This window comes from Rhodoferax sp. (genome assembly GCF_034520025.1).
GTDB lineage: Bacteria > Pseudomonadota > Gammaproteobacteria > Burkholderiales > Burkholderiaceae_C > Allorhodoferax.
The window spans coordinates 791,674-808,009 of the sequence record NZ_JAXHNZ010000001.1; the positions used below are offsets into that span (position 1 = coordinate 791,674).

Annotated in this window: 14 protein-coding genes and 1 pseudogene; all 15 read left to right on the forward strand. The window is 60.2% G+C overall.

What is annotated here, in order from left to right; all coding sequences use genetic code 11:
- Nucleotides 1–47: 47 nt before the first annotated feature.
- The 15 genes and pseudogenes from U5L73_RS03700 (at nt 48) to U5L73_RS03770 (ending at nt 16,315) form a co-directional block, all read left to right on the forward strand.
- Nucleotides 48–602: an outer membrane protein assembly factor BamE gene (locus U5L73_RS03700; protein WP_322561090.1), complete on the forward strand. Its 555-nt coding sequence runs from the start codon at nt 48–50 to the stop codon at nt 600–602.
- A 22-nt stretch (nt 603–624) separates the two neighbouring features.
- On the forward strand, nt 625–1,428 hold the full coding sequence (dapB, locus tag U5L73_RS03705) for a 4-hydroxy-tetrahydrodipicolinate reductase (RefSeq protein WP_322561091.1): 804 nt from the start codon (nt 625–627) through the stop codon (nt 1,426–1,428).
- Nucleotides 1,425–2,075 carry a MotA/TolQ/ExbB proton channel family protein gene (locus U5L73_RS03710; protein ID WP_322561092.1) on the forward strand — a complete coding sequence of 217 codons (651 nt, stop codon included), beginning with the start codon at nt 1,425–1,427 and terminating at the stop codon, nt 2,073–2,075. The genes dapB and U5L73_RS03710 overlap by 4 nt, the downstream gene beginning before the upstream one ends.
- A gap of 2 nt (nt 2,076–2,077) precedes the next feature.
- Entirely contained in the window at nt 2,078–2,506 is a 429-nt protein-coding gene (locus U5L73_RS03715) for a biopolymer transporter ExbD (protein ID WP_322561093.1), read from the forward strand.
- 73 nt (nt 2,507–2,579) lie between these two features.
- Entirely contained in the window at nt 2,580–5,423 is a 2,844-nt protein-coding gene (gene leuS, locus U5L73_RS03720) for a leucine--tRNA ligase (protein ID WP_322561094.1), read from the forward strand.
- 5 nt (nt 5,424–5,428) lie between these two features.
- On the forward strand, nt 5,429–5,929 hold the full coding sequence (gene lptE, locus U5L73_RS03725) for an LPS assembly lipoprotein LptE (protein WP_322561095.1): 501 nt from the start codon (nt 5,429–5,431) through the stop codon (nt 5,927–5,929).
- 7 nt (nt 5,930–5,936) lie between these two features.
- On the forward strand, nt 5,937–6,410 hold the full coding sequence (locus U5L73_RS03730; RefSeq protein WP_313874885.1) for an Lrp/AsnC family transcriptional regulator: 474 nt from the start codon (nt 5,937–5,939) through the stop codon (nt 6,408–6,410).
- A gap of 178 nt (nt 6,411–6,588) precedes the next feature.
- Nucleotides 6,589–7,641, forward strand: coding sequence for an ornithine cyclodeaminase (locus tag U5L73_RS03735; protein ID WP_322561096.1), 1,053 nt, complete (start codon nt 6,589–6,591; stop codon nt 7,639–7,641).
- Entirely contained in the window at nt 7,638–8,546 is a 909-nt protein-coding gene (locus tag U5L73_RS03740; protein WP_322561097.1) for an arginase, read from the forward strand. The genes U5L73_RS03735 and U5L73_RS03740 overlap by 4 nt, the downstream gene beginning before the upstream one ends.
- A 53-nt stretch (nt 8,547–8,599) precedes the next feature.
- Entirely contained in the window at nt 8,600–9,697 is a 1,098-nt protein-coding gene (gene holA / locus U5L73_RS03745; RefSeq protein WP_322561098.1) for a DNA polymerase III subunit delta, read from the forward strand.
- Nucleotides 9,698–9,717: 20 nt separating this feature from the next.
- Complete coding sequence (locus U5L73_RS03750) at nt 9,718–10,278, forward strand: hypothetical protein (protein WP_322561099.1); 561 nt, start codon at nt 9,718–9,720, stop codon at nt 10,276–10,278.
- A 44-nt stretch (nt 10,279–10,322) separates the two neighbouring features.
- Nucleotides 10,323–11,603 carry a glutamate-5-semialdehyde dehydrogenase gene (locus tag U5L73_RS03755; RefSeq protein WP_322561100.1) on the forward strand — a complete coding sequence of 427 codons (1,281 nt, stop codon included), beginning with the start codon at nt 10,323–10,325 and terminating at the stop codon, nt 11,601–11,603.
- A gap of 122 nt (nt 11,604–11,725) precedes the next feature.
- Nucleotides 11,726–13,012 carry a glutamate--cysteine ligase gene (gene gshA / locus U5L73_RS03760; RefSeq protein ID WP_322561101.1) on the forward strand — a complete coding sequence of 429 codons (1,287 nt, stop codon included), beginning with the start codon at nt 11,726–11,728 and terminating at the stop codon, nt 13,010–13,012.
- A gap of 169 nt (nt 13,013–13,181) precedes the next feature.
- Nucleotides 13,182–15,050 carry a potassium transporter Kup gene (locus U5L73_RS03765; protein ID WP_322561102.1) on the forward strand — a complete coding sequence of 623 codons (1,869 nt, stop codon included), beginning with the start codon at nt 13,182–13,184 and terminating at the stop codon, nt 15,048–15,050.
- Nucleotides 15,051–15,101: 51 nt separating this feature from the next.
- A pseudogene (locus tag U5L73_RS03770) lies at nt 15,102–16,315 on the forward strand (benzoate/H(+) symporter BenE family transporter).
- The last annotated feature ends 21 nt before the right edge of the window (nt 16,316–16,336 follow it).

The window sequence follows — 16,336 nt, forward strand, 5'->3', positions numbered from 1 at the left end:
TGGGGCCAACCGCTACAATGCCGCGATCATATCGTTCTTACATTTTCATGCCCCTTATATCCATCCGTAGTCTCCGGACTACCGCCGTTGTCTTGTCTTTGGCAACGCTGGGCGCATGCGGATCGGTCCGCTCTTCCAGCGACAAAGCGCTCGGTGTGTTGACGCCCTACAAGATAGATATCGTCCAGGGCAATGTGGTGACCCGCGAGCAGTTGGCCGTATTGCGTGTGGGCATGCCGCGCGCGATCGCACAAGACGTGCTGGGCACCCCATTGTTGACCAGCGTGTTTCATGCAGATCGTTGGGACTATGTGTTCACATTGAAGCGCCAAGGCAGTGAGCCGCAGTCCCGCAAGGTCACCTTGTTTTTCGCCAACGATGCGATCAGCCGTATCGAAGCAGATGAGCTACCCAGCGAAACGGAGTTTGTGTCTACCCTGCGCTCGAAGGTGGTCGCGGGTCCGGTGCCATCCTTGACTGCCTCTGAAGAAGCCCTGAAGAAATTCCCCGCACCCAGGCGGGATGAAGGTGCTGCCACCTCTGCTCCGCCTTCCGCCAACCCCAGCACTGCCTATCCTCCGTTGGAGCCCGGTGGACTTTGATCTCATTTTGAACTGTTAGACCATGACCCATACCATTGCCATTGCGGGTGCCTCCGGCCGCATGGGACAAATTTTGATCGAAGCCGTGCGCGCGGCAGACGACTGCACACTCGCGGGCGCATTGGATATCGCAGGCAGCGCCGCATTGGGCTTGGATGCAGGCGCTTTCTCGGGGAAGGCCGCAGGCGTGTTAATCACATCCGACCTGCGCGAGGGCCTCAAACATAGCAAGGCGCTGATTGATTTCACCCGGCCGGAAGGCACTCTGGCGCATTTGCAGGTCTGCCGCGAGTTGGGGGTGGCCGCAGTGATCGGCACCACCGGCTTCACGGACAGCGAGAAGGCAGAAATCGCGGAGATCGCCAAGTCCATCCCCATCATGATGGCTCCGAACATGAGCGTCGGTGTAAATGTGACCTTGAAGTTGTTGGAGATGGCGGCCAAGGCACTGTCCACTGGCTATGACATTGAAATCGTAGAAGCCCACCATCGTCACAAGGTGGATGCTCCCTCCGGCACCGCGCTCAAGATGGGCGAAGTCATCGCCGACGCCCTCGGTCGTGACTTGAAGGAATGCGCTGTGTACGAGCGCTATGGCGTAACCGGTGAGCGCGATCCCTCCAGCATCGGCTTCGCTACCATTCGGGGCGGCGATATCGTGGGGGACCACACCGTGCTATTCGCTGGTACCGGCGAGCGGATTGAGATTACCCACAAGTCCTCCAGCCGAGCCACCTACGCGCAGGGTAGTTTGCGTGCGGTGCGCTTCTTGGCTGGCCGCGCGCCCGGGTTGTATGACATGTTCGATGTACTCAATTTGAAATGAGTGTGTTGCAAATCATCTTCCAAGGGGATGCGATCCACACCAGTGTTGCGCTGGTTTTGCTCAGCATGTCGGTGGTCGCATGGTTTGTGATTTTCTGGAAGGGCTGGCTTTTGCAGCGGGCCTTGCGCGACGTGTCCCGCAGTACAGCCGCCTTTTGGCAGTCACTGGATGTGCAGGGCGCTTTGCTTGCCCTACCGGCTTTTGACCGCGAGCGCTTGGTGCTTCCCTTGGTGCAGGCGTCTCAAATTCAACAGCCGGGTACCCTGGCGAGTGCCGGTGATCGCGGGCAGCAACTCACCCGGGTGCTGCGCGATGCATTGCATGGTGTGCTGCAGCGTCTCCAGGCTGGGCAGGTGCTGTTGGCCACGGTGGGCTCCACCGCCCCCTTCGTTGGGCTACTGGGCACGGTGTGGGGTATCTATCACGCGCTGGTCGGTATCACGGGCGGTGGCCAGGTCAGTATCGATAAAATCGCAGGGCCCGTCGGCGAAGCGCTGATCATGACGGCCGCAGGCTTGGCAGTGGCGATTCCTGCCGTGTTGGCTTACAACATTTTTGGTCGGCTGATCGGGCGCATCGAGGCCGATCTGGAAGGCTTTGCGCTGGATCTGCGTGAGTTGCTGCTCACGCGCGGCAACGGGGCCTGACCATGGCTTTTGGCCGCCTGGAGCGCTCCAATACTCCCCAGCCGATCAGCGACATCAATATGACGCCGCTGATCGACGTGATGCTGGTGCTGCTGGTGATTTTTATCATCACCGCACCTTTGATGGTGAGCGCTGTCAAGGTAAATCTCCCGCAAGCCCAAGGAGGACAAGCGCTCAATGCTCCTCAATTTATAGCGGTTTCCGTGGATCCTGCAGGGCAGGTGTATGTGAACGAGCAGCCGCTCGACCAGACTGCTGTCGGCAAAGCATTTGAAGAGGCCGCCAAACGCAACCCCCAAACAGAAGTCCAGTTGCGCGCCGACTCCACCGTACCCTATGGGCGGGTGGTGGAGTTGATGGGGCTGGCCCAAAAAGCGGGTCTGAGCAAGATCGGATTCGTGGCCGAACCGCGGGCTACAGCAGCTCCCTGAACCAGGGCGCAGTGCAGCGCCTAAAATCGTACCAAGCCTCTCTATTCGGCAGCGCCATTGCTGCTCACTCCCCATGCAAGACAAGTACCAGCACCTCGACGTAGAACAAGCCGCGCAAGCCCATTGGGCACAGCCTTTGTGGAATGGCGATACCGCCTACCGTGTGACCGAAAACGCCGTGGGCGTGGACGGCAAGCCCAAGAAGAAGTTCTACGCCTGCTCCATGCTGCCTTACCCCAGCGGCAAGCTACACATGGGCCATGTACGCAACTACACCATCAACGACATGCTGGCCCGCTACCTGCGCATGAACGGCCACAACGTGCTCATGCCCATGGGCTGGGATGCCTTTGGTCTGCCCGCCGAAAACGCGGCGCTCAAGAACAAAGTGCCCCCTGCTAAATGGACTTTTGAGAACATCGCTTACATGAAGGGCCAGATGCAGGCCATGGGCCTGGCCATCGACTGGAGCCGTGAGGTCGCCACCTGCGATCCCGATTACTACCAATGGAACCAGTGGTTGTTCTTGAAGATGCTGGAAAAAGGCATCGCCTACCGCAAGACCCAGGTCGTGAACTGGGACCCGGTGGACCAGACCGTGTTGGCCAATGAGCAGGTGATTGACGGCAAGGGCTGGCGCACCGGTGCAGTGGTCGAAAAGCGCGAGATTCCTGGCTACTACCTCAAGATCACCGATTACGCGCAAGAGCTGCTGGACCATGTGCAGATGGGCAACGACAAGGCCACGCTCACCGGCTGGCCCGACCGTGTGCGCCTGATGCAGGAAAACTGGATCGGCAAGTCCGAGGGTGTGCGCTTTGCGTTCACCCACGACATCAAAGATTCGACTGGGGTATTGATCGGCGACGGCCGCATGTACGTGTTCACCACCCGTGCGGATACCGTGATGGGTGTGACCTTCTGCGCTGTGGCGCCCGAGCACCCGCTGGCGGCGCACGCAGCTGCTAACAATCCCGCGCTGGCGGCCTTCATTGAAGAATGCAAGACCGGTGGCACCACCGAAGCCGAACTGGCCACGCAAGAGAAGAAGGGCCTGTACACCGGCTTGTTTGTGACCCACCCGCTGACCGGCGCGCAAGTGCCGGTGTGGGTCGGCAACTATGTGCTCATGGGCCATGGCGATGGTGCTGTGATGGGTGTGCCTGCGCACGACGAGCGCGACTTTGCGTTTGCCAAGAAATACGGCATTGAAATAAAGTCTGTTTATCAACTGCATGGCCCGATCTCGGATGCGCCTCGGGGAGTAAACGCAGAGCCCGGAGCAAACATTGTGCGCGTGGAGCCGGCGGGTGAATGGATGGAGTGGTACGGTCTCAAACCAGATGATCGGCGGGAATCGTGCGAACGGGAGCTAATTAATTCGGGCGAACTGAATGGGCTTTCGTTCAATGAAGCGGTCGACAGAGTTGCATCACTGCTTGCTGCCAAAGGCCTGGGCGAGAAGAAAACCACTTGGCGCCTGCGCGACTGGGGTGTGAGCCGCCAGCGTTACTGGGGCACGCCGATCCCCATCATCCATTGCGATGAACACGGCGCCGTGCCGGTGCCAGAGAAAGACCTGCCCGTGGTGCTGCCGCAAGACTGCGTGCCCGATGGCTCTGGCAATCCGCTGCACAAGCACGAAGGCTTCCACGCCGGTGTGACTTGCCCCGTGTGCGGCAAGCCCGCCCGCCGCGAGACCGACACCATGGACACCTTTGTGGACTCGTCCTGGTATTTCATGCGTTACTGCGACCCCAAGAACGCCGACGCCATGGTGGCCGGCGGCACCGATTACTGGATGCGCGACCAAGCCCTGGCCACGGGCGGCAGCGGCATGGACCAGTATATCGGCGGTATCGAACACGCCATCCTGCACTTGCTGTACGCCCGCTTCTGGACCAAGGTCATGCGCGATCTGGGCTTGGTGAAGGTGGACGAACCGTTCACCAAGTTGCTGACCCAGGGCATGGTGCTCAATCACATTTACTCCCGCAAAACAGCCAAGGGCGGCAAGGAGTATTTCTGGCCGCATGACGTGGAACATGTGCAGGACGCCGCCGGCAAGGTGGTGGGCGCCAAGCTCATCAACCCGGTGGACAGCGCCGATGGCCTGCTGCCAGTGGGCACCGCGATTGACTACGAGGGCGTGGGCACCATGTCCAAGTCCAAAAACAACGGTGTGGACCCGCAAGAGCTGATCGCCAAGTACGGCGCAGACACCGCCCGCATCTACACCATGTTCACCTCGCCCCCAGAGGCCACGCTGGAGTGGAACGACTCGGCGGTGGAAGGTAGCTACCGCTTCCTGCGCCGTGTCTGGAACTTCGGCTACAAACTGTCTGCTATGGATTCTGTAGCTGCTCGCGCAAGCGTAGCGGGCGCCAAGAGCCTGAATGACGTGGAATTCGGCAAAGAGGCCAAAGCCCTCCGACTGGAAATGCACACCGTGCTCAAGCAGGTGGACTTCGATTACCAGCGCATGCAATACAACACGGTGGTGTCGGGTGCGATGAAAATGATCAACGCGCTAGAAGGCTTCAAGGCTATGGACAGCGCCGGTGCACAAGTGGCCTTGATCGAAGGCTTCGGCATTCTGCTGCGTTGCCTGTACCCGGCAACGCCCCACCTCTCCCACGCCTTGTGGTCGGAGTTGGGCTATGCCTCCGCGCTGGGTGACCTGCTGGATGCGGCTTGGCCCCAAGTGGATGCAGTGGCTCTGGTGCAAGACGAGATCGAGCTGGTCCTGCAAATCAACGGCAAGTTGCGCGGCGCGGTGCGTGTACCGGCAGGCGCTCACAAGGGCGCCATCGAAGCCGCTGCGCTGGCCAGTGACGTGTTTGTAAGCCATGCCGCTGGCGCTCCTGCCAAGAAGGTCATCGTGGTGCCCGGTCGCCTGGTCAACATCGTCGTCTGATCACGATGCTGCAACGCCGATCGCTTTTTGCGCTGCCTGTGGCTGCCCTGCTGGGAGGCTGCGGCTTCAAGCTGCGCGGCAAACAAAACTACGCTTTTGAGACGATTGCGGTCACGCCCGAAAAGGGCGCGGCGGTGGCCTCGGAGCTCAGCCGCTACCTGGGCGACATGGTGCGGCCGGTGGCGCCGCCTGCGGGCGGAGTGGCCCCTGAGGTGATCGTCGATATTTTGGGTGAAACACGCGAAAAGGTGATCGTGGCCCTCAACGCCTCCGGCCAGGTGCGCGAATACCAATTGCGGATCAAGGTGCTTTTTCGGATGCGCACCTCGCAAGGCCGTGACCTGATCGAGCCTACCGACATCTTGCAGGAGCGGGACATTAGCTTTAACGAGTCCGCCGTGCTGGCCAAAGAGGCGGAAGAGGTGCTGCTCTACCGTGATATGCAGTCCGATATCGTGCAGCAGTTGCTGCGCCGTATTGCGGCTGTGAAAAATCTGAATCCCTAGGGCGGCCATGGACCGGGTCGATCACACCCTGCTGGAGTTGCTGCAGCGCGACGGGCGCATGAGTGCGCAAGCCCTGTCAGAGGTGGTCAACCTGTCGGCCCGAGCAACTTTGAACCGGATTCACAAGCTAGAGGACGAAGGGCACATCGAGGGTTACCGCGCCTTGCTGGCACGCCAGTCCATCGGTGAGCATGTGTCGGTGTTTGCCGAAATCGCGCTCAAGGACCAGCGCCAGGCCACCGTGCAGCGCTTCGAGCAGGCCATGGTGGCCTGTCCGGAAGTCATTGCTTGCTACCTGGTGAGTGGCCGCTACGACTATCTGGTCCGCCTGGCTTGCCGCGACCTGAACCACTACCGTGAGCTCACCAATACCTGGATTGACGATGTCGGTCTGGGTGTCGACAAGGTGGTGACCAGCACAGAGCTGCAAACCGTGAAAGAGTTTGCCGGCTTCCCTCTGATGGTCCGCACCACCCGCTGATAGCGGGCAATTCCGTTTCGGAAGTGGCATTCGAGGTCGACAGCGGTTTGCGCGCTTTGCCAGCCCGACTTCGTCGCTTAACTCCCTGTTGGCAGGCCTAGACTAGGTGTAGCTGCCGGCGTTGCGGTAGATGCGGAATCCGCATCCCCTCGCGGCACTTTGCCCTGAGGAGAAGCCCATGACCCGCTATATCGACGTCCATGACATGCAAGCCTTGGTGCGCCAGCACGGTCTGGCTCCCATGATGTCCGAGATGGCCCAGACCATCCGTGAAGACTTTTTGCGTTGGGAGGACTTCGACAAATCCCCCCGCACCGCCAACCACAGCACCAACGGTGTGATCGAGCTGATGCCGGTGTCCGACAGTGCGTTGTACGCGTTCAAGTATGTGAACGGCCACCCCAAGAATCCGCTGCAAGGCCTGTCCACCGTGATGGCCTTTGGCGTGCTGGCCGATGTGGCCACCGGTTACCCCGAGTTGCTCAGCGAGCTCACCATTACCACCGCCTTGCGGACGGCTGCGACCTCGGCCATGGCGGCCAAAGTGCTGGCCCGCCGGAATAGCAAAACCATGGCGCTGATCGGCAATGGCTCGCAAAGCGAATTCCAGGCAATTGCGTTTATGACGCAGCTCGGCATCACCACGCTGCGCGTGTTTGATGTAGACGCTCGCGCTACCGACAAGCTGGTGGTGAATTTGCGTCCTTACACCGAGTCCGGCGCGCTGACCATCGTGCGCTGTGCCTCCACCCGTGAAGCGGTGCGCGGCGCCGACATTGTGACTACGGTCACCGCCGACAAAACCAATGCCACCATCCTGACGGCGGACATGATCGAGCCGGGCATGCACCTCAATGCCGTGGGTGGCGACTGCCCGGGCAAGACCGAGCTGGCGGCCGCCATTCTGAATCAGGCCAAAGTTTTCGTGGAGTTTGAACCCCAGACGCGCATCGAGGGCGAGCTGCAGCAGATGCCTGCCGACTTTGTGACCCACCCACTCTGGCAGGTACTGGCTGGCCACTCTGCGGGCCGGGACCACGCCGAACAAGTGACCTTGTTTGACTCGGTGGGTTTTGCCTTGGAGGATTTGTCGGCCCTGCGCTATGTCCATGCACTCTCGCAGAAGCTGGGCGTAGGCAGCACCGTGCAACTGGTGCCCGACCTGGCAGATCCCAAAGACTTGTTCGCCTGTGCCACCGCCGTTCCTGCGCCATTGCGCAAAGCCGCATGAGCCAGCCGGTGTTACACATCGTCGGCGCAGCGGTCGGCGAGGGCGCCAGTGATGGCGGATGCAAATGGGGCTCCAACGCCCTGAATGAGCATGGTCTGCAACGCGCTTTGGCAGCGACCGGACGTACCGTCACCTGGGGCGAGACGGTGAGTGCCCAGCCTATGCTGGCGAGCAGCCGCTTGGGTGCGATTGAAGGCTTCTCGGAGCACCTAGCCCACACGGTTGCACAGGTGCTGCGCCACGGGCAGCAACCCCTGGTGGTGGGCGGTGACCATTCGTGTGCAGTAGGCACCTGGAGTGCCGTAGCAGAACATCTGCGCCCCCAAGGCAGAGTGGGGCTGGTCTGGATCGACGCGCACCTCGATGCCCACACCCCCGATACCTCCGATACCCAAGCCCCCCACGGCATGCCCTTGGCAGCGCTGTTGGGTCACGGTTCGGTGGGGATGACGGATGTATTTGGCTGGCGCGGCAAGTTGTTGCCTTCGCAGGTCGCCATCATCGGTGCCCGCAGTTACGAGCCGGCTGAGCAGGCCTTGCTCAGTCAATTGGGCGTGCGCGTGATGTACATGCCTGAGGTCTTGGAGCGCGGGTTTGCCGCCTGCTTTGCCGAGGCCCGGGCTATTGCGTCTACGGGCACTGCGGGATGGGGCATCAGCTTCGATCTCGATGGGCTTAACCCGCGCGATGCGCCCGGCACCGGCACGCCAGTGGAGCAGGGCATTCGCCTAGCGGATGCGCTTCTGGCCCTCGACAGCTGCAGCCACGATCCGCAGTTTGTGGCCATGGAGCTCACCGAGTACAACCCCCTGCGCGACTTTGGGGGGCAGACCGCCCGCGCGGCGACCGCGCTGCTGTGTACCGTACTGGCGCCATCGGCTGCGACGCTGGGGCTGGCCGCCTAGGCCCTGCACCGCGGCTGTGCAAGGGCCGGTGTGCCAAGTAAACTCACCACCCTATGCAAGTCGCGGCCCACCAACTTCAGAACCATTTGCAACGCGGGCTCAAGAGCCTATACACCTTGCACGGTGATGAGCCGCTGCTGCAGCAAGAGGCGCTGGATGCAATCCGCGCCGTGGCCCGTACCCAAGGCTACACCGAGCGAACCTCGCACACCGTAGCCGGTGCCCACTTCGATTGGAGCGAGGTGCTCGCCGCAGGCGGTTCGCTCAGCTTGTTTGCAGACAAGCAAATTGTGGAAATCCGCATCCCTAGCGGCAAGCCCGGCAAAGACGGCAGCGTTGCGCTGCAGCAGTTGGCCGAAGCCGCGCAAGGCAACGACTCCACCCTCACCATCGTCTTGCTGCCGCGCTTGGACAAGATGACCAAGTCCGGCGCTTGGTTCTCCGCGCTGGAGAGTTATGGCATTTCGCTCCAGGTCGATCCGATTGAGCGCAACGCCTTGCCGCAGTGGATTGCCCAGCGCCTGGGCGCCCAGGGGCAGCGGGTGGCCGCAGGTGAAGAAGGGCAGCGCACCCTGCAGTTTTTTGCCGACCGTGTGGAGGGCAACCTGCTGGCTGCGCACCAGGAAATCCAAAAACTCGGCCTGCTGTATCCGGCCGATGCCGGTGACAGCGTGTTGACGCTTGCCCAGGTCGAAAGCGCCGTGCTGAATGTGGCGCGCTACGACGTGTTCAAGCTCTCCGAAGCGGTGCTCGCCGGCCAGGCAGCCCGGGTGCAGCGCATGCTCGATGGTCTGCAGGCCGAAGGCGAGGCCGAAGTGCTGGTGCACTACACCCTGGCCGAAGATATCCGCTCCCTGAAACGGGTCAAAGACGCCATGGGCCAGGGGCGACCCTTGCCGATGGCCCTGCGCGAAAACCGCATCTGGGGCGCCAAAGAACGCCTGTTCGAGCGGGTGCTGCCCAAACTGTCTGAGCGCACCTTGGCAGAACTCTTGCAGTCCGCCCATGTGGTGGACGGCATTGTCAAAGGCCTGAAGCAGCCCGCCTGGCCAGCCAGTGGCTGGCAAGCCCTGCACCGGCTGGCCCTGCAGGTGTGCGCTTTATGCGGCGGCCAAGCCCATCCTGCATCAGCCGGCGGCTTGCGTCGCTAGGGCACCGGCAGGAGATATCTGTGACCGATGCCAACCCCGCCCAGCGGCATGTGCAGCGCCACAACCAGATCTCCATACGACTGCACTACCGGCGTGAGGCCGATTGGCACCGCTTGGAGGCCCAGCAGTGGAATGAGCGTGGGTTCTGCTTTTTCCACACCCATGCGCTGAACGCCAATTCAGTCGCTTTCAAACGCAGTTTGCAGCACTTCGAGGGTGAGATTGTCTGGACACGCGCTTGCCAGGACGAGGCACTGGTGACTGAGATGTTGCTTAATGAAGCGATACACCGACAGGCCGACCGTTTGTCTGCCCAAGCTGAGATGCAGCAGCGCCTGCTGCGGCTGATGCGTGTGCAAGGCATGGTGGAGGCCAAGCAGCGGGTGCTCGCCTCTTTGGGCGGAATTCCCGATGCTGCCCAATGGCAGCACCAGATCCAGCAGCGCATGCAAGAAGCACTGTTCCAGTCCGGCGTGCGTGTGGCCTCACCGGTGTGGTCTGCGGTGGTGGTGGATGCGCTGGCTTTGGGCGGTGTGGTGCAGGATCTGGAGCGCTGGTCGGGCAGTCTGGGCAAGGGGTAGGCGGGGCTGGATCGGGTCTTTCTGTGTTCTGCGAAAATCAGACCATGAACGCCACCAACACCACCGAATACACCCTGGCCCTTGGTTCACAAGCAAAAGTGGCATCCGCCCTCATGGCGCGTGCGCCGTCCGCTATGAAAAACGTAGCGCTGCGAGCTTTGGCCCGTCTGCTCCGCGAGAACACTGCGGCACTGCAGGTGGACAACGCCAAGGATATTGAGCGGGTCGTGGCCAACGGCCTGTCTGCGCCGATGGTGGATCGCCTCAAGCTCACGCCCAAAGTGCTAGAGACCTGTGCTGAAGGCTGCGAGCAGCTGGCTGCCATGGCCGATGTGATCGGCGAAATCATTGGCATGAAGCAGCAGCCCAGCGGCATCCGCGTGGGTCAGATGCGGGTGCCCATCGGCGTGTTCGGCATGATTTTCGAGAGCCGGCCGAACGTGACCATCGAGGCCGCGAGCCTCTCCATCAAGAGCGGCAACGCCTGCATTTTGCGCGGGGGCTCGGAGGCGATTGACTCCAACAAAGCCTTGGCCAAGCTGGTGCAGCAGGCCCTGACCGAAGCCGGCTTGCCTGCGGATGCGGTGCAACTAGTGCAAACCACCGATCGTGAGGCGGTGGGCCAGTTGATCGCGATGCCGCAGTTTGTGGACGTGATCATCCCCCGCGGTGGCAAGGGGCTGATTGAGCGCATCAGCCGCGATGCCAAGGTGCCAGTCATCAAGCACCTCGACGGCAATTGCCACACCTATGTGGACGACCCTTGCGACATTGCCATGGCGGTTAAGGTTGCCGACAACGCTAAAACCAATAAATACAGCCCCTGCAACGCGACCGAAGGTCTGCTGGTGGCGCGCGGTGTAGCCGCTCAGTTTCTGCCGCTGATCGGCAAAATCTATGCGGACAAGGGCGTCGAGATGCGATGCGACGCCGAAGGGCGGGCCATTCTTGAGGGCATAGCCGGTGCCAAAGTCACAGATGCCACCGAGCAAGACTGGTATGAGGAGTACCTGGCTCCCATCGTCAGCGTGAAGGTGGTAGATGGCGTGGACGAAGCGATTGCCCATATCAACCGGTACAGCAGCCACCACACCGACGCCATACTCACCACCAACCACGTGCACGCCCAGCGGTTCTTGCGCGAAGTGGACTCTGCCAGTGTGATGGTGAACGCCAGCACCCGGTTTGCCGATGGCTTTGAGTACGGCTTGGGTGCAGAGATTGGCATCAGTACCGACAAATTCCACGCTCGGGGTCCGGTGGGTATCGAGGGCCTGACCTCGCTGAAATATGTGGTGTTGGGCGAGGGTGAAGTCCGAACCTGAGCCCCGATGCATGTCCGCGCAGGTTGTGCAGATTGTGCAAATAATGACCGGAATGGAACTTGCTGCACTTGTCGGTCGTGTTGTAAACTGCGTAGTAACATTCAAATAAAGAAAGCCACTCCATGGTTCCCCATCTCATTACAGCGCTGACCGGTCCCATCAATGAACTCGAGCAACGGATCCTGGATTCCATGCCCGCGATCGAGCGTTGGTTCCGCTTGGAGTGGATGGAGCACACGCCGCCGTTTTATACCGCCGTTGATGTGCGCAACGCGGGCTTCAAGCTCGCGCCGGTCGATACCGATTTTTTCCCCGGTGGCTGGAACAACCTGACCCCCGCCATGTTGCCTTTGGCGGTGCAGGCGGCCCAGGCAGCAATTGAAAAGATTTGCCCCGAGGCCCGCAACCTGTTGATCATTCCTGACAACAATTTGCGCAGCACCTATTACCTGATGAATCTGGCGCAGCTGGGCCGCATCTTCAATATGGCGGGTTTGAATGTGCGGATCGGTTCGATCAGCGCTGATATCAAGAAGAGCACCAAAATTGATTTGCCGGATGGCGATTCGATCACTTTGGACCCGGTGGTGCGGACCAAGGGCCGTTTGGGGGTGAAAGACTTTGACCCTTGCACCATCCTGCTGAACAACGATCTGCGGGCCGGTGTACCCGGAATTTTGGAAGATCTGCACGAGCAGTACCTGTTGCCACCCCTTCACGCCAGCTGGTCAACCCGCCGCAAGAGCACCCATTTCCGCTGCTACGAAGAGGTCGCCAAGCGCTTTGGCAAATTGATCGGCGTAGACCACTGGCTGATGACGCCCATGTTTGAACCCTACGGTGTGGTGGACTTGCAGAGCCCTGAAGGGATTGCGGCGTTAGTTTCGCGCGTTGATGGAATGCTGGCCAAAGTCAAAAAGAAGTACAAGGAATACGGCATCAAGGAAAAGCCGTTCCTAGTCATCAAAGCCGATAACCGAACCAGTGGCAACACCATTCTTTCGGTGCGTGACACCAGAGATTTAGAGGCCAAACTCCGCAAAATGGGAGCGGAGCTGGAAGCCGGGCCGGAGCCGCTGGAGCTGATTTTGCAAGAAGGCGTGCTCACTAATGAGCGCGTCAACGATGCGGTAGCCGAGCCCGTGGTGTACCTGATGGACCGCTATGTGGTGGGTGGTTTTTACCGGATGCACGCGGAGCGCGGGGTTGACGAAAACCTTAGCGCCCCTGGCTCCAGCTACGTACCATTGGCTTTCGCGGAGAGTACGCACTTACCTCAGCCGGGTGTTCGCCCCGGCGGTAGCGCGCCAAATCGCTTTTACATGTACGGTGTGATCGGCCGTCTTGCGATGCTGGCAGCCAGCTACGAATTGGAAGCCACGGACCCCGACGCAGAACGCTACGACTGACCCTCGTCAAGTCCTGCCGGGCTTCTGAGGTCTCCAGTTGCTGCACTGCAACACGGAGCGAAAAAGCCCGCGAAACGCGTGTTTAGTACTTGCCCACTCGTTTACAAAGCGCAAAATAGTGGTCCCTCAAGGAACGGAACCCGGCGCTTCATGCAGGCTGGGGGTTTTTGTGTCAGCATCCAAATCGTCTCTCGCGGCACTCACGCTTGGTGCCATCGGCGTTGTATATGGCGACATCGGTACCAGTGTGCTGTACGCGCTCAAAGAAGTTTTTGGCTCCGGCCATGTCCCCTTCACGGAAGAGAATATCTACGGAATTCTCTCCATCTTCTTCTGGACCCTGACGGTCATCGTTTCGCTCAAATACGTGGTGCTAGTCCTGCGGGCCGACAACCATGGCGAAGGCGGGCTGGTGGCCATGTTGGCCTTGGCGTCTCAATCGGTCAAAGACAAACCTCAACTGCGCCGCGTATTGTTGCTGTTGGGCATTTTTGGCACTTGCTTGTTCTACGGCGACGGGGTGATCACTCCGGCCATTTCAGTGCTGTCGGCGGTGGAGGGGCTGGAGGTGATATCTCCGGGTTTTAAGCGCTTTGTGATTCCGCTCACGCTGGTGATTTTGTTTTGCCTGTTTGCAGTGCAAAAGCGTGGCACAGCTGGCATTGGCAAGTTCTTCGGCCCGATCACGGTGGTCTGGTTCGTCACCATCGCTGTACTGGGCGTGAGCCACATCATTGACCAGCCGCGGATTTTGTGGGCGATCAGCCCGCATTACGCCCTGGGCTTTATGTGGAACAACCCCGGCACCACCTTCATCATTCTGGGGGCGGTGGTCTTGTGCGTGACCGGCGGAGAGGCCCTGTATGCCGATATGGGCCATTTCGGAAAAAAACCGATCCGCCTCGCCTGGTTTTCTATCGTGATGCCGGCACTCACCCTGAATTACTTCGGTCAAGGCGCGTTGTTGCTGGACTACCCGGATGCTGTCAAAAACCCGTTTTATTTGATGGCGCCTGATTGGGCCTTGCTGCCCCTGGTCGGCCTTGCCACCATGGCCACCGTGATTGCATCGCAGGCCTTGATTTCGGGCGCGTTCTCGGTGACCAAGCAGGTGATCCAACTGGGCTATCTACCCCGTTTGCGCATCGACCACACCAGCGTCAAAGACACCGGCCAAATTTACATGCCATTTGTAAATTGGGGCTTGTTTGTGGCGATTGTGCTGGCGGTGGTGATGTTCAAGTCGTCCAGCAATCTGGCAGCTGCCTACGGCATTGCGGTGTGTACCGACATGCTGATCACCACCATCCTCACTTTTTACGTGATCCGCTACAACTGGAAGTACCCGCTGTGGCTGTGCATTGGTGCGACCGGGTTTTTCTTTGTGGTGGACTTCGCCTTCTGGACGTCCAACCTGCTCAAGTTCTTTGAAGGTGGCTGGTTCCCACTGGCAATCGGCGGCGCGATCTTCACGCTGATGGTGACCTGGAAAGATGGCCGCCGACTGCTCAATGAAAAACTGCGTGCTGATTCACTGGACCTCTCGAGTTTTCTGGAGGCTGTCTTTGTCAGTCCACCAGCGCGGGTCGAGGGTACAGCCGTGTTTCTGACGGCAGATAAAGGCAGCGTGCCGAATGCGTTGTTGCACAACCTCAAGCACAACAAAGTCTTGCACGCCAACAACTTGTTTGTGACGGTCAAGAGCCATGAGGTGCCTTGGATTGGTCTGGACAAGCGCTTGCAGATCGAGTCGCTCGGGCACGATTGCTGGCAAGTCATCATCAATTACGGCTTCAAGAACGACCCGGATGTGCCCAAGGCGCTGGAGCAAATGCGGGGTCGCGGTTGTACTTTAGATGCCATGACCACCAGCTACTTCCTGTCGCGCGATACGGTAGTGCCCACCCTCGGGCAGGGCATGGCGCCGTGGCGCGAAAAGCTGTTTGCACAAATGCACCACAACGCGAGTGGCGCTGCCGACTTCTTGAATTTGCCCAACAACTCGGTCGTAGAGCTGGGTTCCAAAATCGAAATCTGAGCGGCGTAGCACTGCCGCTCCGCAGCTCCTCAGGTCGTTGACAATCTGCCTATGCATTTTTTCAAAGACTTGAGTCTCTCGGCCTTCACGGCCGGTTTTGTGGCGGTATTGGTGGGCTTTACCAGTTCGGTGGCGATCGTGTTCCAGGCAGCGCTGGCGCTGGGAGCCACGCCGGAGATGGTGGCCTCGTGGATGTGGGCCTTGGGCATCGGCATGGGGCTCTGCACCTTGGTCCCCTCCCTCTGGCTTAAGAAGCCGGTGATGGTGGCGTGGAGTACACCGGGCGCCGCGGTGCTTGCGACGGCTGCAACTGCAGGCGGATTCACCATGGCGGACGGCGTAGGCGCTTTCATTCTGTGTGCCGTCTTGATCACAGTGGCAGGGGCGACTGGCTGGTTTGAGCGGGTGATGAACAAGATCCCCTTGTCGTTGGCCTCTGCCTTGCTGGCCGGTGTCTTGGCACGTTTCGGTTTACAAGGCTTCGCGGCGGCCCAGACCGCTTTGCCCTTGGTGGGTTTGATGTTGGTGACCTACCTCGCGGGCAAGCGTTGGGCGCCCCGTTATGCGGTGCCTCTTACGCTGTTGATTGCTATTATTTTTGTAGCTGCTCGCGCTGAATTCATCAGCGCGGACATTCATTTTGGCTTCACAATGCCCTTGTTGCTCCAGCTTTTTCGCTCGCGGCCTTTGTCAGCATGTCGCTGCCGCTTTTTGTGGTGACCATGGCTTCGCAGAATTTGCCGGGTGTTGCAGCCATTCAGGCCGCCGGCTTTGCAGACCGCCGAGCGCAAGGGGGCGATGCCGGTATCCCCGTCTCCAAAGTCATCACCCTCACGGGGCTGATGACGCTGGTGCTGGCCCCTTTCGGTGCCTTCGCGCTCAATCTCAGCGCGATTACCGCCGCCATTTGTATGGGGCCGGAGGCCCATGCCCGGCCGGAGCGGCGCTACACGGCGGCGGCGTCTTGCGGCGCCATTTATCTGGTGATCGGCCTCTTCGGTGCTGCCATCACCGGGGTGCTCACGGCTTTTCCTAAAGAGCTGGTGGCGGCGATTGCCGGGTTGGCGTTGTTGGGCACGATTGGTGGCGCCTTGCACACCGCGGTGCAAGACGAGCGTAACCGCGAGGCGGCCCTGATTACTTTTCTGGTCACGCTGAGCGGGGTAGTAATAGCCGGTGTGGGCTCGGCCTTTTGGGGTGTGGTGGCCGGCGTGTTGGCGCTTTTGGTGCAACATACAGGCCGTGTGCCCCCGAGCAAGGCTTGACGGGGCTCTGGGGCTGCCCTT